Here is a 20434-nt window from a genome sequence, read left to right on the forward strand (position 1 = left end):
TGGTACTGCAGGGGGGACCCTGTGGGAGAGTAGGACACCGCCGAACAAATATTGAGGGAAACCCCGCACCATCAGGTGCGGGGTTTTCTGCGTTTGTCACCGAGTTGACTGACGCCGGCCAATTCGCACAGGAACGGTATTACGGTGGCGGCTATGAGTACGAGCACGAGCCACGGGGAGCAGTACGTCGTCCGGTCCGTGCGGGGCGATGAGTGGGCCGCGGTGAGGGAGTTGCGGCTTGTCGCGTTGCGGGATCCCGTTGCGCACCTTGCTTTTCTGGAGACGTACGAGGACGCCGTGGCCAGGCCGGACTCCTTCTGGAAGGAGCGGGCGGCGAGGGCCGCCGAGGGGGCGGTCGGGGCTCAGACGGTCATCGCCGAGGGGCCCGACGGGGAGTGGGTCGGGACGCTGACCGTGCTCGTGGAGGAGCCGGGGACGACGGACTGGGCCGGGTTTCCCGTCGAGCGGCGGCAGGGGCAGGTCGTGGGGGTGTTCGTGCGGCCCGAGCACCGGGGGTGCGGGCTGACCGAGGTGCTCTTCGACGCGGGCCTGGAGTGGGCCTGGGGGGTCGGGCTGGAGCGGGTGCGGCTGCTCGTGCACGAGGACAACGGGCGGGCCCAGCGCTTCTATCGCAAGGTGGGGTTCGTGCCCAGTGGGGTGACCGTCTCCTTGGTGGGGAAGTCGGAGGAGGCCGAGATCGAGTACGTGTTGGAGCGGGACGAGCTGTCACACGGGTAGCTCGTCGTGTGGCCAGCGGGCGCGGGCCTGTTCCCGGGAGCGGAGGAGGGCCAGGGTGGGCAGGCCTCGGTCCGTTCCGGTGGACAGGAGCTCCGGGAGCTGGGGGAGCGGGGCCACGGCCGCGACGTCGTCGAGGACGAGGGTGAGTGGTGGGTCGAGGCGGCCGAGGGATGACCGTTCGGCCATGCGCCGGCCGCGCTCGACCACGCTTGAGGTGAGGGCCGTCAGGAGGGGCATGGCCCCGGGGTGCGCCTTGGGGTCCTCGATGGGTTCACCGACCACATAAAGTGTGCCCCCTTCGTCGACGAAGGAATCCAGTGTCAGGGAGTCCGCTCTGTTGGGAGTGCAGGATTCCCGGACGTTGACCGTGAAGAGGGAGGAGAGAGCCCTCGCCGTCAATTCCTGGGCGATGTCCTTGCGTTCGGGATGCGATGTCAGCGCTGCTTCCAGCTCGCCTGCCGTGCCCGATGCGGCCTTGGGGTGGGTACGGAGGGCCCGTACGGCCTCCTGGACCTGGAGACCCTGCGCCCAGCGGTGGACGTGGCGGAAGGCCCGGCCGTCCACGGCCGCCGCGTGCAGGTAGCTCCGAAGGAGCGTTTCCGCTACGTCCGCCACCGCCGCGTCGATCCTTGCCGTGGGGCGGACGGGGGCCAGGAGCGCGGCTGCCCTTGCCGCCGCGACCTCCTTGTCCTCGCAGCCCCTGGAGGGGGACCAGTGGAGGCGGGCCGGGGTGTCGCAGCGGTGGGCAGGGTCGTAGAGGAGGACCGGGCCCAGCTTCGAGCGTGCGTCCTTCGTCTCTGACCAGAGGGACGGGTTCGAGGTGATCACCAGGGCGGGGCCTTCGGCGTCCCTGACCGCCTGGACCGCGAGAGGGTGGCGGGTTTCCGGCGAGCCCAGGATCACGGGGCCGAGGGGGGTGCGGGGGGACGGGACGGGGAATGGGGGCGGTACTTCCTTCAGCGCCGTTTCCACCGCTTTCACCGCTTTCACCGTTCCTACGGGTTCCACCGGTTCTATGGGGCGTACGGCTTCCACGGCCACCGTGGGCTCCGGCTCCGGCCGCGGCGCCGGTGCCTTCGCCATGGGCGGAGACGTCCGCTCCGGCTCCGCGTACCCCCTCGCCTTCCTCCGCGCCCTCACCGCCCTCCAGCGTGCCACCGTGCCCATCACGAACACCGTCAGCACCACCAGCGCCATCACCTGGCCGATGAACAGGCCCCAGAAGAGGCCGTAGCCGGAGAGCTGGTCCGCGGGTGTGTCCGGCCAGGCGCCCGCCACGTCGTGGGGCTGGCCGATGAGGTGGCGCATGGCCAGGGGTGTACGGGTGAAGGTGACCTCGTCCGGCCACGTTCCGCGCGCGAACCAGCCCGACAGTCCCGTTGCCGACCACACCATCAGCGTCATGCCGAGGAGGAAGGCCAGGATTCCGATCAACAGGCCGTCGGGGATGCCCCGTTCGCCGCCGTGCGCCCGCTCGTCCGGTCTCATCTCACGTCACCGTCTCACGCCACCGTCGACTCGGACGAGCCGTCCAGGTCGCCCAACTGCTGCTCCACGAACGCCGCCGCCCGCTCCTCCGCCTCCAACTCCGCGGCGCGCAGGGCATCGTCGGTCAGATGGTCGTTCGACGACTCGGTCATCGCGCGGTCGGTGAAGACGAGTGGGCGTTCGGACTCCGTCACCAGGTGCTTGACCACCTGGACGTTGCCGTTGACGTCCCACACCGCGATGCCCGGGGTCAGGGTCGGGATGATCTCCTGGGCCCACCTCGGCAGGCCCAGTACCCGGCCCGTTGCCCGTGCTTCATCCGCCTTCTGCGCATAAATCGTCCTGGTCGACGCCATTTTGAGGATCGCCGCGGCCTCCTTCGCCGCAGCCCCGTCGACCACGTCCGACAGGTGGTGCACCACCGCCACGAAGGACAGGCCGAGCCGGCGGCCGAACTTCAGCAGGCGCTGGAAGAGCTGGGCGACGAAGGGGCTGTTGATGATGTGCCAGGCCTCCTCGACCAGGAAGATGCGCTTCTTCCGGTCGGGGCGGATCCAGGTGTGCTCCAGCCAGACGCCCACGATCGCCATCAGGATCGGCATGGCGATCGAGTTCCGGTCGATGTGACTGAGATCGAAGACGATCAGGGGGGCGTCCAGGTCGATGCCCACCGTCGTCGGCCCGTCGAACATGCCCCTCAGGTCACCGTCGACCAGGCGGTCCAGGACCAGCGCCACGTCCAGGCCCCATGCCCGTACGTCGTCTATGGCGACGTTCATCGCCTCCGCCGACTCCGGCTCGGGGTGGCGCAGCTGCTCGACGATGTCCGTCAGGACCGGCTGGCGGTCGAGGATCGTCTCGTTGACGTAGGCGTGTGCGACCTTCAGCGCGAAGCCGGAGCGCTCGTCGAGGCCGTGGCCCATCGCGACCTCGATGATGGTGCGCAGCAGCGCCAGCTGGCCCGTCGTCGTGATCGCGGGGTCGAGGGGGTTGAGGCGGATCCCGTGGTCCAGGGCGGCTGTCGGGTCCAGGCGGATGGGAGTTATTCCCAGCTCCTGGGCGACGAGGTTCCATTCGCCGACGCCGTCCTCGCCCTGGGCGTCGAGTACGACGACCTGCCGGTCGCGGAAGCGCAGCTGCCGTAGGACGTACGTCTTCTCCAGTGCCGACTTGCCGTTGCCGGACTCGCCGAGGACCAGCCAGTGCGGGGCCGGGAGCTGCTGGCCGTAGAGCTGGAAGGGGTCGTAGATGTAGCCCTTGCCGGAGTACACCTCGCGGCCGATGATCACGCCCGAGTCGCCGAGGCCGGGGGCGGCGGTCGGGAGGTAGACCGCCTGGGCCTGTCCCGTCGACGTACGCACCGGGAGCCGGGTCGTCTCGACCTTGCCGAAGAGGAAGGACGTGAAGGCGTCCGTGAGGACGGACATCGGGTCCCGCATCAGTGCATCAGCCCCTACCTTCGGATTCCGGTCGCGAACGGGAGCGTGTTCACGAAGGCCCTGTGATGCTCACGGTCGCACCACTCCAGCTTGAGGTACGACTTCCCGGCCGAGGCCCGGATCGTCCGCTTGTCGCGGGCGAGGGCCTCCGGGGAGCGGGAGGAGACGGTGATGTAGCCGACGAGGTTGACGCCGGCCGCGCCGCTGGCGAGGTCCTCGCCGCGTTGGTCGAGGCGGGAGTGGGAGGCCACGTCCCGGGGGTCGACCGTGCGGTTCATCTTGGCGGCGCGGCTGGCTTCGGCCTCGTCGTTCGTCTTCTCGGTCAGCATGCGTTCGATGGCGATCTCGGTGGGTTCCAGGTCCATCGTGACGGCGACTGTGCGGATGACGTCCGGGGTGTGGACCAGGAGTGGGGCCAGGAAGTTGACGCCCACCGGGGTCATCGGCCACTCCTTGACCCACGCCGTGGAGTGGCACCAGGGGGCGCGGGTGGACGACTCGCGGGTCTTCGCCTGGAGGTACGTCGGCGCCGTCGCGTCCAGCTCGGCCGGCCAGGCGTTGCGTTTGGTCATGGCCTGGATGTGGTCGATGGGGTGGTCGGGGTCGTACATGGAATGGACGAGGGAGGCCAGGCGGCCCTGCCCCAGGGGCTGCCGTACGCGGATGTCGGCCTCCTGGAGGCGCGAGCAGATGTCGGTCAGCTCGCGGGCCATGACGACCGCGAGGCCCGCGTCCCGGTCGAGCTTCCTGCCGCCCTGCGGGCGGGCCGCGCGGGCCATCGCGTGGGCCTCGGCGGCGAGTTCGCGGGTGTAGTGCATACAGGCGACGAGGTACGCGCGGTGCTGCTCGCTGCTGGTGGAGACCATGGACTGGAGCTGGTCGTACGAGTGCTGGAGCCAGCCGGGGGCGCGTTCGTCGCCGCGTACGGCCACGTCTTTGGCGTGGGCGTCCGGGTCGGCCGGGAGGGTGCGGGCGAGCATCTGGATGCGGGTGACGAAGCCGTCGCCGTTGGCCACGTGCTTGAGGAGGGTGCCGAAGCGGTCGACCAGGGCTTCCTGGTCCTCGGAGTCGCGCAGGCCGACGCCGGGGCCCTCGATCTCGATGGCGGCGGTGACGGTTTTGCGGTCGGCGTGGAGGAGTACGGCGATCTCGTCCGGGCCGAAGGGGGCGGCCAGCCAGGTGATGCGGCCGATGCCCGGCGGGGGCCCGACCTCGACCTCGCGGCCGTCGAAGCGGGTGCCGGCCTCCATGGCACCGCTGCGGTAGGCGGCGGCCGAGCGGAGGGTGCGCTTGTAGCTGCGGTTGACCTCGAACCACTTGTAGAACGTGCGGTGCTTGTACGGCACGTACACCGCGGCCAGGGCCACCAGGGGGAAGCCCATCAGCAGCACGATGCGCAGGGAGAGGACGGGGACCAGGAGCCCGCACATCATGCCGAGGAACGCGCCCGCGATGATCAGCGCGATCTCGCCGGTCTCGCGGTTGCGGCCGATGATCGCGTTCGGGCGGGCGCGCCCGATCAGATATGTACGGCGGGGCGTGACCGGTTGCGGATGGGACACGTGGGACTGGGTCGTCAACGCCCTTCACCTCCCGTGCGGTTGGTACTGCTGTTGCGGGTGTTGCTGGCGTGGGGCGTGTCGGCAGGGCTCGTACGGGGCGGGGGTGCGGCGGAGGGGACAGTTCCGCCGCCACCGCCCGACGAGGGGCGGCCGCTGTGCGCGGCCACGCCTCCGGACGCGGGGTTGGACGGGCGGGGCTGGCTGGAGGCCGCTGCCGCTCCGCCGCCGTTGCTGTTGCTGTCGGCCCGGGTGCTATGGGTCTTGATGCCCTGGGCGACGAGGGAGGCCGGGGAGCTGATGACGGCCGCGGCCTTGCCCTCGGCGCCCTGCATGATGCGGTTGTTGCGCGAGTTGGCGATCTCGTCGCCGAAGCCCGGGACGAAGCGGTAGATCATCGCGGACGCGAAGATGGCGAGCAGGATGATCGCCAGGCCGGAGACGACGGCCGAGAACGCGTCCGGGCCCTCCTCCGCCGACAGCGCGCCCGCCAGGCCCAGCACGATCACGATCACCGGCTTGATCAGGATGACGGCGATCATGATGCCCGCCCAGCGGCGGACGTGGCCCCACAGGTTCTTGTCGACGAGGCCCGCGTAGACGACGGTGCCGAGGAGTGCGCCGACGTAGAGGAGGGCTGCTCGGATCACCAGTTCGAGCCAGAGGACGCCGGCCGCCAGGATCGACACCAGGGACACGACGATCAGCATGATCGGGCCGCCGCCGATGTCCTCGCCCTGTTCGAGGGCGGTGGAGAAGTTGCCGAAGAAGGTGCCCGTCTGGTCGCCGGTGGCCTTCGCCAGGACCTCGGTGACGCCGTCGGTGGCCGAGACGACCGTGTAGAGGATCAGAGGGGTGAAGGCCGAGGCCAGCACGGTCAGCCAGAGGAAGCCGATCGCCTCCGAGATGGCGGTCGTCAGGGGGACACCTCGCACCGCCCTCTTCGCCACCGCCAGCAGCCAGAGGATCAGTGTGAGAATGGTGGACGCGGCGAAGACCACCGCGTACTGCTGGAGGAACGTCGCGTTCGTGAAGTCGACGTTCGCGGTCTCCTGTACGGCGGCCGAGAGCTTGTCGATGGTCCAGGAGGCGGCGTCGGCGCAGCCCTTGGCCAGGGAGGAGAGGGGGTCGAGGGAGTCGGGGAGGCCGGTCGTGCCGGCGCCCGGGGTGTCGCCTCCGCTGTCGCCCTCGCAGTGCTCCTTGGCCTGGCCGGTGAGCAGGGAGCAGGCGTCGTCGGACGGTGTGGGGGTCGGGGTGGGCGCGTCGGCGGCGGTGGCCCGGGGCGCCAGCAGGACGACGCCGAGCTGGACGGCTGCCAGGGCTCCGGTGAGCCTGAGCGCGCGACGGGGGCTGCGCGGGTTACGCGGACCGCGCGGGCTGAGCGGACTACCGGGCATAGGTGAACCCTCCGAACTCCTCGACCGCCTTGCCGATCTCATCGGCCCCGGAGACCGGGTTGTCTCCGCTGATGGGGGTGGGGCCGGTCGTCTGGCTGGTCTCGACGACCTTCCAGTCGCCGTCGGTCCAGTTCAGCTTCACGGTGACGGTGGACCAGCTGCTGGTCACAGGGCTGGTGGTGTTCTCGCCGGTGAGCCCGAACAGGCTGTTGCACCAGACCTCGACGGTGGCCGTGTCGGCGTCGGCGGCGGTGACCTTCGTGCCCACCGGCAGGGTGCGGTTGACGAAAGTGCTGCCCGAGGGCGCGGTGCCGTCCTCGTCGAGGCCGACGCTTCTCAGGAGGTCGGCCGAGTAGGCCGCGTCCAGCCCGGACTGGAGCCGGTCGAGCGCACCGGGGTCGGCCACGGTCTGCACGATCGCGTGCCGCGTGGCCGTGTTGAACATACCGTCGGAGCCCAGGGCCGCCGCGTAGTTGGCCGCCGCGCTCTGGGCCCCCTGCTCGTCATGGGCGTACCCCGTCGGGATCCCGTCCGTCTTCGACTCCACCGGCCGGGTCCCCGAAGCCGCCGTCGGCGAGGTCTCCGCCACTTCCGTGCCGCCCGAACCGGCGGCGGTGTCCCCGGAATCGTTGCTTCCACGGTTGGCAAAGGCAATGGCGGCAATGAGGAGCACCACCACGCCCACCACGGTCACGAGGCTGCGGGAGGACGCGGAACGCCCGCGCCGCGCCCCGCCGTACGGGTCGTCGCCCCGCTCCGGCAGACGCGTGCGGGTGTGCCCGCTGCCGCCGTACGCTCCGCTGTCACCGCCCAGTGGAGCGCCCTGCTCGTTGTCGAGACTCATGCCGCCTACGCCCCCTCGCCCTCGACTCGGTGCAACGTGTCGCAGTACGACGGTAGCCGTGCTGGTTCCCGCGCGGGCGCGGTGTGGTGACTCGACATCAAGGGAACGCAACCTCAGCCGGTGGGCACGACGGACAGGTGGGGTAGTGGGGAACCGGGCGTGCCCGGCCGGGGACTGACGGGTCGTGACAGGGGCCACGTGCCGGGCGGGCGGCTGCTCGGGGCGCTACACCGCCATTCCGTACACGATCGTGAAGACCGTGCCCAGTGAACCGATGATGAAGACTCCGGTCAGGCCCGCGATGATGAGACCTTTCCCCTGTTCGGCGCTGAAGGTGTCGCGCAGCGCCGTCGCGCCGATGCGCTGCTTCGCCGCACCCCAGATCGCGATGCCGAGGCAGAGCAGGATGGCGACCGCCATCACGACCTCGATCATCACGCGCGCCTCATTGCCGAGGCTTCCGAACGGGCCCCAGTCCGGGGCGATTCCGCCGATGATCGTCGTGATGTCGCCCTCGTCGGCTGCAAGGAACATGTAAGTCACCGCCCCTAGTGGGTCGTTCTGCACCCTCTGCGCGGGTGCGCAGAGGTCGGGCCCATTGTCGCCGACAATGACGCCGTCGTATGTCGACTTGGCGTCATTCATTGGCGGGTTTCGTACGTATCGCTTGCCGAACCCTGGTCGCCGGCCCTCGCGAGGCCCTATGGGGGAGCGCGGGACGGTATGTGAAGGGTCGTATGGTCACTCTATGTATCACGGCAGGTCACGCCGGGCAATGAGGTCGAACCGGAACCTGTGGTGTGGTTCCGTCGTTAATCCCCCCTATTCCTCCCTATTCCCTTCCTCCGCCCCGCTTCTGACGGGACGTCGAGTCGGTGTCCTGCGGTTTCGAGTGTGCCGGATGGGGGTGTAGGGATTTTGTCAGGGGTCCGGGAGCCGGATTACGTCACCCATCGCTTATATAAGCTTCAGCTGATACTTTGGCCACATGCACGCGTTCGATGTACTCGGAGACCCCGTCCGGCGGCGGATTCTGGAGCTGCTCGCCGACGGGGAGAAGACCTCCGGGGCGGTCTCGGAGGTCATCAGGGCGGAGTTCGGGATATCGCAGCCGGGTGTCTCACGGCATCTGAAGGTGCTCCGGGAGAACGGCTTCGCGACCGTACGCCCGGAGGGCACCCGGCGCCTGTACGCGGTGAACTCGGAGCCGTTGCGTGACATCGACGCGTGGCTCGACCGATTCCGCCGCTTCTGGACCCCGCACCTGGACGCCCTGGCCACGGAAATCGCCCGCGGCAAGCGCGAGCGCCGGCTCGTCGGCGAGGAACGTGAGCGTGAGCGTGACGAGGGGGAGCGGCCGCACACCTGAGAGGGACCCCCATGATCGATGTCAGCCACGAGATCAATGCCGTACGGCGCCGGGTGGGCCGCCGTGTCTTCAAGGCGGGCGAGGCGCGGGTGGTGACCGTGAGCCGGACGTACGACTCGACCGTCGAGGACGTCTGGGACGCCTGCACCAACCCCGAACGCATCCCCCGCTGGTTCCTCCCCGTCTCCGGCGACCTCAGCCTCGGCGGGCGCTACCAGCTGGAGGGCAACGCGGGCGGCACGATCGAGCGCTGCGACCCGCCCAAGGGCTTCTTCGCGACCTGGGAGTACGGCGGTGAGGTCAGCTGGATCGAGGTGCGCCTGAACCCGGACGGCGAGGGCAGGACGCGTTTCGAGCTGGAGCACATCGCCCACGTCGACGACGAGCGATGGGCCCAGTTCGGGCCGGGGGCCGTCGGCGTCGGCTGGGACCTGGGCCTCATGGGCCTCGCCGTCCACCTCGAAACCGGGGCCGCCGTCCCGCCGGAGACCACGGCCTGGATGGTCTCCGAGGACGGCCGCCGCTTCGTGGCCCTCAGCAGTGAGGCCTGGGGCGCGGCGAGCGTCGAGGCGGGCGAGGACGAGACGGCCGCGCGGGAGGCGGCGGACCGGACGACGGCGTTCTACACGGGGGTGGAAACGGGGGCGGAAGAGGGCTCGTCGGAGGGCGGGGCTCCTGGCGAGGGCTGACCTCTGGCGAAGGCATCCCTGGGGTGGCGCGCCCGTCCCCGGTGCGGGCGCGACACCACCATGGACAGGACAACTTTGCGGTGCAAACGGAGCGCGTTCCAGGCTTTGCCGCAGGAGGAAAACCTTTGGGGCGGGGTTCGGCCGGGTTCGGCCGAGACCGAGGCCGGGCTCAGGCCGGCAGTCGGCCGTTCAGTACGGCCATGCCGAGGACCGTGGCGCTGTGCCGTACCGCCTGCCCGTCCCGGTGGGTCTCCAGCAGGCCCGCCGCGCGCAGGACGGCCGCGTGGCGGCTGACCACCGGCAACGCTACGCCGACACGGGCGGCCAGTTCGGTGGTCGTGCCGGCCGTCACGGCGGCTTCGAGGATCGCGGCGCGCGTACGCCCCATGAGGCCCAGCAGCGGGGAGCCGCCGCCACCGCCGCCCGGCTGTCCGCCTGAGAGGAAGCCCAGGCCCGGTGCCAGCGGATACACCAGGACCGGGGGCCGGTTCCCGTCCATGAGGGTGATCGGCTGAATTCGGCAGAAAATCGACGGTACGAGGACGAGGCCGCGGCCCTCCAGATGCAGGTCCTGGTCCGCGTACACCGGAATGTGCAGCACCGGCGCCTCCCAGCGCACCCGCGGGTGCAGTTCCGCGAGCAGCCGGTCGATACCGCCGGTCAGCACCGCCCGGCCCCGCGCGGCCCGGTCCGCCTCCGTGTGCGCCCGGATACGGTCCTGGTACGGGGCGAGGGCCACCCGGTGGTACGCCGTCAGCGCCTCCCCGAGCACCCCGAGCACCTCGCGGTCGGCCCCGGCGAGCTCCCGTGTCCACGCGGTCGTCGGCGCGGTCCTCGCCAGGTGGGTCAGGTCGGTGCGGATCACGTCCCGTGGGGTGGACAGGAGGCGGTCCAGCTGGGCCTCGAAGTCCGCGTCGCCGCGGCCCGGCGTCAGGAAGTCCGGCGAGTATCCCCACGGGCGCGCCAGTTCCGTCAGCAGCCGCACCGACCCGGGCAGCGCGGCGCGGGTTCTGCGCCGCCATTCGCCGAACACGAGCGAACCGTCGTCCTCCTGCAGTGAGTGCAGGCTCAGCAGGACGTCCCACAGCGGGTCGGTGCCGTCGGCGAAGGTGACGTTGCGCAGGTCCTCGCCGGTGAAATGGATGCGCAGCATCTCTCTGCCTTTCGGGGGCCTTTCGGTGCCTCTCGGTGTCTCTGGGTGCCTCTCGGGTGGGGGTCAGTGGGCGTCCAGTTCGATGCCCTCCACGAAGTGGTCGAACTCGCCGGCCTGTACGCCCAGTACGAACGCGTCCCACTTGCGGCGGTTGGTTGTCACCACGTTGTCGGGGTCGCTGGTCTCGCGGATGTACACGGGGGCCTCCGGGTCGTCCTCGCCCTCACCCTCACCGAAGGCGATCTCGATCCAGGGGCCGGGGCCGGTGGCGTCCTCGGGGGCGGCTCGGATCCAGTCGAGGTTGGGGGGGATGTCAGACATGGGAGTCCTTTTTGGGTGTTTTGAGGGTCTGGAGGAGGGCGTCGAAGGTGCGGGGGGTGGTGTTGAGTATCGCTTGGGTGGGGTCGCTGGATTCGGTGAGGTGGATGGCGAGGGGGTTGTCTTTGGAGGTGACGTGTACGCAGGAGTGGCCCGCACCGCAGTGGGACGACTTCTGCCAGGTGCGGGCTATGTGCACGCAGGCTTCGCCTTCGCCGCAATACGAGGACTTCTGCCAGAGGGCGGGGGGCATCGCGGTTCCTTTCACAGGCTCTGGACGATGGTCCGGATGAAGTCGCGCGACTCTTCGGGACCGAGGGCCGTCGTCTCCATACGCTCCAGAAGGACGCGGTACTTGTCGAGCTGGGCTTCGGCGTAGATGAGCGCAGAGCCATGGGACTGGTCGAGATGCACTGTGTCCAGCCGCGGTACTGGGCCGGTGGCGTACAGGGTCGACTGTCCCGACCCGGGATAGCCCCCGGCGGTGAACGGGATCACCTGGACCGTGATGTGTGGGCGCTCGCCCATGTCGAGGATGTGCTGCAACTGCCGTTTGGTGACGGCGGGACCGCCGAACTGCATGCGCAGGGCTGCTTCATGGATGACCGCCCGGTACCGGGTCGGGGAGTCTCTGAAGAGGATGGCCTGACGCTTGATGCGGAACGAGAGGCGGTGCTCGATGTCCGGCGGCGAGAGTTCGGGCACGACCTGGCGGAAGACCTCGCGGGCGTGGTCGTGGATCTGGAGCAGCCCGGGAATGTGGGCTGTAGTCCCGGCGCGCAGGCCCGTCGAGTGGTGCTCCACCTCCGCCAGGTCGAGCAGGCTGTTGGGCAGGAGTTCGCGGTACTCCTCCCACCAGCCCCGCTTGCGGTCCGGGGTCATCGTGGTGAGTGCCTCGACGAGGTCCCTGTCGGAGCAGTCGTAGTGGGCGGCGATCACGCGCAGGCGCTCGGGGCTCACGCCGTGGCGGCCGGCCTCGATGTTGCTGACCTGGTTCTGCTTGATGCCGAGGAGCTGTGCGGCCTGCGTCGAGGTCAGGCCTGCCCGCTCGCGCATCTTGCGCAGCTCGGTCCCCAACCGGAGTTGACGCCCGGTCGGAGTGCCTCTCATGGCCAACGTGGTTCTCCTTCGGCGCTGCTATGTCACCCACACGCATGAACACTGAAGCACTTCAGGCACTCAGGTCTAACAACTTACAACTCTCCGCTACCTTCGAAGTGCGCCACCACCCGGTGGCACCACCCAACTCCCCTCTGTGACCGGAGACTTCCACGGCAACCGTAACCCCGTCCTGGAACTGCACCCTTCGCCTTCCCCGCGATCCCAGGGCCCCCGGCGTCGCCCGCGCCACCCTCCGGGCCGTTCTCGCGGCGCACGACCTGTCCGAACACACCCCTGCCGCCGAGCTGCTGGCCTCCGAGCTGCTCACCAACGCGCACCTGCACACCGAGGGGCCGTACGCCCTCCGCCTCCTCGACCGTGCCGGACGGCTGCGCGTGGCCGTGTGGGACGCGGACCCGACCGTGCCGCCCGGGTTCAAGAAGGGTGCCCCCGTCGGCGTAGCGCAGGAAGAGGCCGAATCCGGTCGCGGGTTGCGGCTCGTGCGGGCGTGTGCCGACGACGTGGGTGTGTCCGTGGTGGGGGAGGGCGGGAAGTTGTTGTGGGCCGAGTGTCAGCGGGGTGGCCTAGAGTGATGGGCCGTGATCATTCCGTTGTGGCAGGTCCGCCTTTACACTTCTCGTCGGTGGACTCCTTGGCGGCGAGGGGCGGTTGACGGTGCGTAAGGCGTGGATCACGGCGGGCGCCGCCCTCGGTGCCGGGCTGAGTTTCGTCATGCTGCTCGTCGTCGGGGTGTACATGGTCGCCGGGAACCTCGCGGGCGGGGTGGGAGGCGGAGCCGTGAAGCTCGCCACCGGGGCCGTGCCGGCCGCGTATCAGGCGCTCGTGCAGAAGTGGGGCAATCTGTGCCCCGCCATCAACCCCGCTCTGCTGGCCGCGCAGTTGTACCAGGAGAGCGGGTTCAATCCGCGGGCGCAGAGTCCGGCGGCGGCGCAGGGGATCGCGCAGTTCATTCCGGGGACCTGGGCCACGCACGGGATCGACGGTGACGGGGACGGGGACCGCGACGTCTGGGACCCGAATGACGCGATTCCGTCGGCCGCGTCGTACGACTGCACGCTCGCGAAGTACGTGAAGGACGTACCCGGCGACCCGACGCAGAACATGCTCGCGTCGTACAACGCGGGGGCGTACGCGGTCATCAAGTACGGGGGTGTGCCGCCGTACTCGGAGACGCAGAACTACGTCAAGACGATTACGACGCTGCAGGAGAGTTTCGCGGCGCCGGTGACGCGGGTCGACCCGTCGGAGCAGGCGGCGGGGGCGATCGAGTATGCGCAGACGAAGCTCGGGACGCCGTATCTGTGGGGCGGGAACGGTACCGCTGACCAGGGCGGACGCTTCGACTGCTCGGGGCTGACGAAGGCGGCGTACGAGAGTGTGGGGATCACGTTGCCGCGCGTTGCCAATGACCAGTACAACGCCGGGCCGCATCCCGGGAGGGATGAGCTGTTGCCGGGTGATCTGGTGTTCTTCTCGGACGACCTGACGAACTCGCGGGCCATTCGGCATGTGGGGATTTATGTCGGTGGCGGATTCATGATCGACGCGCCTCGGACGGGGGCTGTGATCCGTTTCGACCCCATCGACACTCCGGATTACTTCGGGGCGACGCGGGTGACCGAAGATGGCGCGAAAGCGTTGCCCACGGCGGTCTGATCGATCCGTAATTCTCTGTGAACCCCTGCCCTGAACTGCGGAGACGTATCTCTCTTCGATAACGTCTGCGTGATCATTTGGTGGAGGGTGGAACGTAGAGAAGGGGACTGTGCGTTCCTTTGCTTGAAGCGCTTCGATGCGCTACGGGCCACGGGGGTGGTAGGTGCGGCGCACGTACGGGTGCGGTCGCGGGAACTGACGACGAAGGGGCCGCTGGACGATGGCTGGAGTCGCCGTAGCCGGATCCGGGGCGTATCTCGCCGAGTCCGGGTCGAACCCCGACGTCGAGTTGCTCTACGACGTCAACGGGCTGGCCAAGGACGCGCCGCACTGGTTCGACCGGGGTATGGAGTTCGTGGGCGAGTACGGGTTGTTGCTCGCCATGGTGCTGTTGGTGGTGTGGTGCTGGTGCGGGGTGCGGCGGCGGGGGGACGAGGATGCCGCCTCGTCCGTGGCCGCGCTGGTGTGGGCGCCGTTGGCTGCCGGGGTCGCTGTTCTCGTGAACATTCCGATACGGGGCTTTGTGGAGCGGCCTCGGCCCTTTGTCGACCATGAGGGGCTTGAGGTTCTGGTCTCCGGCAAGACCGACTACTCGTTCGTGAGCGACCATGCGACGTTGACCATGGCCATGGCGGTGGCGTTGTTCGTCGTCAACCGGCGGTTCGGGCTGGTGGGGCTGGGGCTCGGGCTGTTGGAGGGCTTCTGCCGGGTGTACATGGGCGTGCACTATCCGACGGACGTGGTCGGGGGGTTCGCGCTCGGGACGGCGGTGGCGTTGTTGCTGTCGCCGGTGGCCATGGCCTTGTTGACGCCGGTGATGCGGGCGGTTGAGCGGTCGCCTCGGGTGGGGTGGGTGATCCGTGCGCGAGGGGGGGACGGGCAGGGGGCGGTGATTCCTCCTCGGGCTCGGATGGAGGGGGTTGCGGAGGAGCGGGATCTGGCGGCCTGAGGGTTCTTCGCCCCCGCCGCCCCTACCCGTCCCATCCCCAGGGGCTGCCGCCCCTTCGACCTCGCTTCTTGGGGGCTGCGCCCCCAGGCCCCCGCTGGGAGTGTCAGGGGTGGGTGGGGGAGTTCCGGGTGGGTGGGTGTTGGTCGGGGGTGGGTGGTGTGGGGTGTTGGGTGGGTGCGAGTTGTGTGTGGCCGGTCGCGCCCACGCGGCGGAGCCGCATATCGATACAGCCCCGCGCCCCTTACGGGGTGCAGCCCCCTCGGCCCCTACAGCGACTGGGGGAAGCGGAAGAAGTTGTTGGGGTCGTAGCGCTTCTTCAGGGTCGTGAGGCGGGGGGCCGCGTCGCCGTAGTAGGACTTGCGCCAGTTGGGGAGGGTGGGGTCGGTGTAGTTCTGGTAGGCGGCGCCGGAGGCGTGGCGGCGCATCGACCTGTGGGCCTCCGTCAGCCAGGACCGGGACGGGCCGCCGGACGTGCCCGCGCGCCACGAGGCGATGTACTGGGCCAGCATGCGGGAGCGGCGGTGGACGAAGGCCGTGGCGGTGGGGGAGACGCGGTTCACCTCGCCGCCCAGGGCTGTGAGGGCGATGCTGCCCGCGCCGCCCCGGACCGATGAGATCTGGTTCAGGAGGGTTTGGATGCCTGCGCGGGAGATCGAGCGGTCGAAGAAGTCCGAGCGGGCCGCGTACGTTTCGCGGCCCAGTGCGCCGGTGGGCGTGCGGCCGGGGGTCCTGCCCGGCAGGTGGCACTGGGCGTCCGTGGAGAAGGACGAGCAGCCCGCGTAGACCTCCATGGACTCCTCGTAGGAGCGGCGCTTCAGCGACACGCTGCGTGCCGGGGCGCCGACCCGGTCCGCCAGGCGGTCCACCGCGTTCTGGAGTTCGCGGTACGTGCCCAGGGAGAAAGCGGAGACCGAGATCGTGGGGGTGCCTCCCGCCGCGTTGCCCACGGTGCACGAGGACCAGATCTCGTCCGGCTGGTTCGGCCCCCACTCCTGCCAGGCCGCGATGACCGCCGCCGCCCTCGACCACGGCCAGCTCATGTGCGCCGAGACGCCCTGGGGGGCCGGGTGTGTGCGGAAGCGGAGTTCCGTGACCACGCCGAAGTTGCCGTTCCCGGCGCCGCGCAGCGCCCAGAAGAGGTCCTTGTTCTCGGTGGCGTTCGCGACGAGGCGCTTGCCGTCCGCCGTGATCAGCGTCGCCTGGGTGAGGCTGTCGCACGTCAGGCCGTACGCCCTGGACACCACCCCGTGGCCGCCGCCCAGCGTCAGGCCCGAGACGCCCACCGTCGGGCACGAGCCCGCGGGGATCGTCACGCCCTTCGCGGCCAGAGTGCGGTACACGTCGATCAGCTTCGAGCCGGCGCCTATGACGGCCTCGTTTCCGCTCGCGCGGATTCTCCTCAGCTTCGAGACGTCCACCACGAGCCGGCCGTTCCCGCTCGACCAGCCCGCGTAGGAGTGGCCGCCGTTGCGGATCGAGACGCGGATGTCGTGGGCCCTGGCGTAGGCGAGGAGCGTGCGGATGTCCTCCGCGTGGGAGGCGTACGCCACGGCCGCGGGCTTCAGGCCGTCGAAGCGGGTGTTGTACAGCTGGCGGGCCGTGGCCCAGGAGCGGTCACCGGGGCGGATGAGCGGGCCGTCGAGGTCGCGGGCCAGGGCCCTCCAGTTGGCGGCGGCGCGGGTGCTGGTCGTCGCCGTACGGACGGGAGTGCCGGTGGTGCTGCGGGCGGTTCCCCCGCCGGCGCTCTCTGTGCATCCGGCCGTCGTCGCCACCGCGAGTGCGGCCACGCCACCGCCGATGAACATGCGCCGTTCCATATGTGCCTCCCGGCCTACGGTTGGTTCCGTGGAACGAGACGGTGCTTCAGGCACGAGGGTTCCCTGGGCGGCGTGACGATGACACGGGCGTCCGACGATTACAGGGGCGTACTCCGTCCGGTACACGGGTGTTCTCCGTCCGGTACACGGGTGTTCTCCGTCCGGGCGTCGCGGGAAGCCCGCGTGGCGGAAGCCTTGGCTCCGGTCGAATCTGGCCATGCGTGCGATTGCTGAGCGCTGTCGTGCCGGGGCGCGTTCATCGGGACCGGGTCGTGTCCTTGGCGTAAGCGTTCCGTGACCTCACCACACGGACGGCAGGGGTTCACTCGCCGTTCACTTATGGCCATCGGCGGCTTCACCTGATCTGCCTAATTTCGGCCTTACCCGGTGCGGAGTGCGGCACGGACAGCACTCGTGTGCCACCTATGACCAGCAGTCTGAGGGACAGCCGACCGGCACGTTCCGAAGGCCGAACACAACGACTTCGCACGCCGCCACGTGAACGGCGGCTCCTGGAAGGAACTCCCGAAAGTGAAGCTTCAGCGCAAGAACCGGCTTCGCGCCCTTTCGCTCGGCGCCATCGCCGTCTCCGGCGCCCTGGCCCTGACGGCGTGCGGCTCCGACGACACGGGCGACACCGGCAGCGGCGACAGCCCGACGGCCGCGAACAGCAACATCGACTGCGGTGACGCCAGCGGTCAGCTGCAGGCCTCCGGCTCCTCCGCGCAGAAGAACGCGATCGACGCGTGGATCAAGCAGTACTCGGCCGCGTGCCCGGACGTGCAGCTCAACTACAACCCGACCGGTTCGGGCGCGGGTATCACCGCGTTCCTCCAGGGCCAGACCGCGTTCGCCGGTTCGGACTCCGCGCTGGACTCCGAGGAGATCGAGCAGTCGAAGGAGGTCTGCGAGGGCAGCCAGGCCATCGACCTGCCCGCGGTCGGCGGCCCGATCGCCGTCGGCTACAACGTGCCGGGTGTCGACAACCTCATCCTGGACGCCGCGACCCTCGCCCAGATCTTCGACAGCAAGATCACCAACTGGAACGACGACGCCATCGCGGAGCTGAACCCCGACGCGGAGCTTCCCGACCTCAAGATCCAGGCCTTCCACCGCTCGGACGAGTCCGGCACCACGGACAACTTCACCAAGTACCTGCAGGCCGCCGCGCCCGACGACTGGACGTACGAGCCCAGCAAGGCGTGGGAGGCCAAGGGCGGTCAGTCCGCGTCCGGCTCCTCCGGTCTGGCGCAGCAGGTGACGCAGACCGAGGGTGCGATCTCGTACTTCGAGCTCTCGTACGCCAAGGACGGCATCAACACGGTCGACCTGAAGACCGAGGCCGCCGACCCGGTCGAGGCGACCATCGAGAACTCCACCGCGGCCATCGGCGCGGCCAAGGTCGTCGGCACCGGCAAGGACCTGGCGCTGGAGCTGGACTACACGCCGGCCACCGAGGGTGCCTACCCGATCGTGCTGGTGACGTACGAGATCGTCTGCGAGAAGGGCAACAAGGCGGAGACCCTGCCCGCCACCAAGTCCTTCCTCAACTACATCGCCTCCGAGGACGGCCAGGCGCTGCTGACCGACGCCGGTTACGCGCCGATGCCCGAAGAGATCATCACCAAGGTTCGCGACACCGTCTCGGGCCTGAGCTGACCTGAGTGTGCGGCCCCCTCCCCACCGGAGCGGGCCGCACCGTCCGGTGCACCGCCGCCAGGAGCCGCCGCCGACCCGCGGTGGCTCCGCTACAGAGCCGCCACCCCTGACGGCTCCGCAGACCGGAGAACCTTGATGGACATATCGACAGAGAACCCCACCTCTCCTCCCTCGACTCCCGAGCCGCCCACGGCGACCGAGCAGAAGCGCGCCGCCCGTGGAGCCACCCGTCCCGGAGACCGGATCTTCCTCGGCCTCTCCCGCGGTTCCGGCATCTTCCTGCTGGCGATCATGGCGGCCATCGCCGTGTTCCTCAGCATCCGCGCCGCGAGTGCGATCAGTAAGGACGAGGGCAACTTCTTCACCACCTTCGAGTGGAACCCCACCGGCGACCCGCCGGTCTTCGGCATCGCCGTCCTGGCCTTCGGCACGCTCGTCTCGTCGGTCATCGCCATGGCCATCGCGGTTCCGGTCGCGGTCGGCATCGCCCTGTTCATCACGCACTACGCCCCGCGCAAGCTGGGCGGCACCATCGCGTACGTGATCGACCTGCTCGCCGCCGTGCCGTCCATCGTGTACGGCCTGTGGGGCGCCCTCGTCCTCGTACCGCATCTGGACGGCCTCTACGGCTGGCTGGACAAATACTTCGGCTGGACCGGAATCTTCGAGTGGAACGGCGGCGCTCCCCGCTCGCTGTTCACCGTCGGCATCCTGCTCGCGATCATGATCCTGCCGATCATCACCAACGTGAGCCGCGAGGTCTTCAAGCAGGTCCCGCGGATGCACGAGGAGGCCGCCCTCGCCCTCGGCGCCACGCGCTGGGAGGTCATCCGCATGTCCGTCCTGCCCTTCGGGCGCTCCGGCGTGATCTCCGCCTCGATGCTGGGCCTCGGCCGCGCGCTCGGCGAGACGATGGCCGTGGCGATGGTCCTGTCGCCGACCTTCGACATCAACGCCAGCCTGCTCGACCCGGGCGGCGGCACGTTCGCGCAGAACATCGCCAGCAAGTTCAACGAGGCCACCGAGAACGGCCGTGACGCCCTCATCGCCTCCGGTCTGGTCCTCTTCGTCATCACCCTGCTGGTCAACGGCACGGCGCGCATGATCATCGCCCGCCGCAAGGAGTTCTCGGGGGCCAACGCATGAGCAACGCGACTGTTTCCGCCAAGCGCCCGAGCGGCCTGCACGGCGCCCGCCTGCCCAAGTGGTTCCCGTGGGCGGCCGCCGCGGGCTCCATCGCCCTCGGTATCGGCATCGGCATCGTGGCCGGGCTGGACAGCTCCGTCCAGTGGGGTCTGATCGCCGCGGTCCTGTTCATCGTCGGGTCGTACGGCATCGCCGCGCGCGTCGAGGGCCGCCGGCAGGCCAAGGACCGGATGGCGACCAGCCTGGTCTGGGTCTCGTTCATCGTGGCCGTCATCCCGCTGGCCTCCCTCGTGTACGAGACCGTCAAGCGCGGGGTGAAGGTCTTCGACGGGTACTTCCTCAGCCACTCGATGGGCCTGGTCTCCGACACCGAGCCCGGCGGCGGTATCTACCACGCCATCCTCGGCACCCTGGAGCAGGTCGGCCTCGCCGCCCTGATCTCCGTGCCGGTCGGTGTGCTGACGGCGATCTACCTGGTCGAGTACGGCCGTGGCAAGCTCGCCAAGGCCGTCACCTTCTTCGTCGACGTCATGACGGGCATCCCGTCGATCGTCGCGGGCCTGTTCATCCTCAGCCTGTGGATCGTGATCCTGGGCATGGGCTACTCCGGCTTCGCCGGCTCGATGGCCCTGACCATCCTGATGCTGCCGGTCGTCGTCCGCTCCACCGAGGAAATGCTCAAGCTCGTCCCGAACGAGCTGCGCGAGGCCTCGCTGGCGCTGGGCGTGCCGAAGTGGCGGACCATCCTGAAGGTGGTCGTGCCGACCTCCATCGGCGGTATCACCACGGGTGTCATGCTCGCGGTCGCCCGTATCACCGGTGAGACCGCGCCGCTGCTGCTGCTGGTGTGGGTGACGAACTTCATCAACGCCAACCCGTTCTCCGACCCGCAGGGCTCGCTGCCGGTGTACATCTATCTGCAGTACACCAACAGTGGAGGCTCGGGGGCGGCGTACGACCGTGCCTGGGCGGCGGCACTGACGCTCATCGCCTTCATCATGATTCTCAACCTGGCGGCCCGTGGTATCGCCCGCTGGAAGGCCCCGAAGACCGGTCGCTAAAGCATCGATATGCGGCTACCGCCGCGTGGG

At 69.4% G+C, this 20434-nt stretch carries 19 protein-coding genes and 1 pseudogene; 9 read left to right on the forward strand and 11 right to left on the reverse strand.

Going from position 1 to position 20434, the window contains the following annotated elements; genetic code table 11:
- Positions 1-153 precede the first annotated feature (153 nt).
- Positions 154-738: a GNAT family N-acetyltransferase gene (locus tag ACWD3C_RS27195; protein WP_451148313.1), complete on the forward strand. Its 585-nt coding sequence runs from the start codon at positions 154-156 to the stop codon at positions 736-738.
- On the opposite strand, the gene ACWD3C_RS27200 is transcribed toward ACWD3C_RS27195, so the two are convergent.
- From ACWD3C_RS27200 to ACWD3C_RS27225, 6 genes are all read right to left on the reverse strand, one after another.
- Positions 727-2226, reverse strand: a complete 1500-nt coding sequence (locus tag ACWD3C_RS27200) for a type IV secretory system conjugative DNA transfer family protein (RefSeq protein WP_451148315.1) — start codon at positions 2224-2226, stop codon at positions 727-729. The genes ACWD3C_RS27195 and ACWD3C_RS27200 overlap by 12 nt on opposite strands.
- Positions 2227-2240: 14 nt before the next feature.
- Complete coding sequence (locus ACWD3C_RS27205) at positions 2241-3665, reverse strand: ATP-binding protein (protein WP_451148317.1); 1425 nt, start codon at positions 3663-3665, stop codon at positions 2241-2243.
- Between the two features lie 14 nt (positions 3666-3679).
- Complete coding sequence (locus ACWD3C_RS27210; RefSeq protein WP_451148319.1) at positions 3680-5245, reverse strand: SCO6880 family protein; 1566 nt, start codon at positions 5243-5245, stop codon at positions 3680-3682.
- Entirely contained in the window at positions 5242-6621 is a 1380-nt protein-coding gene (locus tag ACWD3C_RS27215) for a hypothetical protein (RefSeq protein ID WP_451148321.1), read from the reverse strand. Before ACWD3C_RS27215 ends, ACWD3C_RS27210 begins: the two co-directional genes overlap by 4 nt.
- Positions 6611-7465, reverse strand: a complete 855-nt coding sequence (locus ACWD3C_RS27220; RefSeq protein ID WP_451148323.1) for a hypothetical protein — start codon at positions 7463-7465, stop codon at positions 6611-6613. The genes ACWD3C_RS27215 and ACWD3C_RS27220 overlap by 11 nt, the downstream gene beginning before the upstream one ends.
- A 225-nt stretch (positions 7466-7690) precedes the next feature.
- Positions 7691-7999 carry a hypothetical protein gene (locus ACWD3C_RS27225; protein WP_451148488.1) on the reverse strand — a complete coding sequence of 103 codons (309 nt, stop codon included), beginning with the start codon at positions 7997-7999 and terminating at the stop codon, positions 7691-7693.
- A 454-nt stretch (positions 8000-8453) separates the two neighbouring features.
- Between ACWD3C_RS27225 and ACWD3C_RS27230 the strand changes: the two genes are divergently transcribed.
- Both ACWD3C_RS27230 and ACWD3C_RS27235 read left to right on the forward strand, forming a co-directional pair.
- Positions 8454-8834, forward strand: a complete 381-nt coding sequence (locus ACWD3C_RS27230) for an ArsR/SmtB family transcription factor (protein WP_451148325.1) — start codon at positions 8454-8456, stop codon at positions 8832-8834.
- Between the two features lie 11 nt (positions 8835-8845).
- Positions 8846-9523, forward strand: a complete 678-nt coding sequence (locus ACWD3C_RS27235; protein WP_451148327.1) for an SRPBCC family protein — start codon at positions 8846-8848, stop codon at positions 9521-9523.
- Between the two features lie 169 nt (positions 9524-9692).
- Here the strand turns inward: ACWD3C_RS27235 and ACWD3C_RS27240 are convergent, their stop codons facing one another.
- The 4 genes from ACWD3C_RS27240 to ACWD3C_RS27255 all read right to left on the reverse strand — a co-directional run bounded on the left by ACWD3C_RS27240 (position 9693) and on the right by ACWD3C_RS27255 (position 12104).
- Positions 9693-10676, reverse strand: a complete 984-nt coding sequence (locus ACWD3C_RS27240; RefSeq protein ID WP_451148329.1) for an ArsR/SmtB family transcription factor — start codon at positions 10674-10676, stop codon at positions 9693-9695.
- A gap of 63 nt (positions 10677-10739) precedes the next feature.
- Entirely contained in the window at positions 10740-10997 is a 258-nt protein-coding gene (locus ACWD3C_RS27245) for a DUF397 domain-containing protein (protein WP_451148331.1), read from the reverse strand.
- The gene (locus tag ACWD3C_RS27250) at positions 10990-11247 is read right to left on the reverse strand and encodes a DUF397 domain-containing protein (RefSeq protein ID WP_451148333.1); all 258 of its coding nucleotides are present in this window, start codon (positions 11245-11247) and stop codon (positions 10990-10992) included. The genes ACWD3C_RS27245 and ACWD3C_RS27250 overlap by 8 nt, the downstream gene beginning before the upstream one ends.
- A gap of 11 nt (positions 11248-11258) precedes the next feature.
- Positions 11259-12104 carry a helix-turn-helix domain-containing protein gene (locus ACWD3C_RS27255; protein WP_451148335.1) on the reverse strand — a complete coding sequence of 282 codons (846 nt, stop codon included), beginning with the start codon at positions 12102-12104 and terminating at the stop codon, positions 11259-11261.
- A gap of 215 nt (positions 12105-12319) precedes the next feature.
- On the opposite strand from ACWD3C_RS27255, the pseudogene ACWD3C_RS27260 reads away from it, so the two are divergent.
- The 3 genes and pseudogenes from ACWD3C_RS27260 to ACWD3C_RS27270 all read left to right on the forward strand — a co-directional run.
- Positions 12320-12688 (forward strand): annotated as a pseudogene (locus ACWD3C_RS27260) (ATP-binding protein); the annotation flags it as partial.
- 139 nt (positions 12689-12827) lie between these two features.
- A complete protein-coding gene (locus tag ACWD3C_RS27265) occupies positions 12828-13772 on the forward strand; it encodes a C40 family peptidase (protein ID WP_451148490.1) in 945 nt (314 codons plus the stop codon).
- A 220-nt stretch (positions 13773-13992) separates the two neighbouring features.
- Positions 13993-14721, forward strand: a complete 729-nt coding sequence (locus ACWD3C_RS27270; protein WP_451148337.1) for a phosphatase PAP2 family protein — start codon at positions 13993-13995, stop codon at positions 14719-14721.
- A gap of 266 nt (positions 14722-14987) precedes the next feature.
- Here ACWD3C_RS27270 and ACWD3C_RS27275 read toward each other — a convergent pair whose 3' ends face one another.
- Positions 14988-16538: an FAD-binding oxidoreductase gene (locus tag ACWD3C_RS27275; protein WP_451148339.1), complete on the reverse strand. Its 1551-nt coding sequence runs from the start codon at positions 16536-16538 to the stop codon at positions 14988-14990.
- 531 nt (positions 16539-17069) lie between these two features.
- Between ACWD3C_RS27275 and pstS the strand changes: the two genes are divergently transcribed.
- From pstS to pstA, 3 genes are all read left to right on the forward strand, one after another.
- A complete protein-coding gene (gene pstS, locus ACWD3C_RS27280) occupies positions 17070-18197 on the forward strand; it encodes a phosphate ABC transporter substrate-binding protein PstS (protein ID WP_451148341.1) in 1128 nt (375 codons plus the stop codon).
- Between the two features lie 135 nt (positions 18198-18332).
- Complete coding sequence (pstC, locus tag ACWD3C_RS27285) at positions 18333-19343, forward strand: phosphate ABC transporter permease subunit PstC (RefSeq protein WP_451148343.1); 1011 nt, start codon at positions 18333-18335, stop codon at positions 19341-19343.
- Positions 19340-20404: a phosphate ABC transporter permease PstA gene (gene pstA / locus ACWD3C_RS27290; protein ID WP_451148345.1), complete on the forward strand. Its 1065-nt coding sequence runs from the start codon at positions 19340-19342 to the stop codon at positions 20402-20404. Before pstC ends, pstA begins: the two co-directional genes overlap by 4 nt.
- Positions 20405-20434 lie beyond the last annotated feature (30 nt).

Source organism: Streptomyces sp. NPDC002845 (assembly GCF_053591955.1).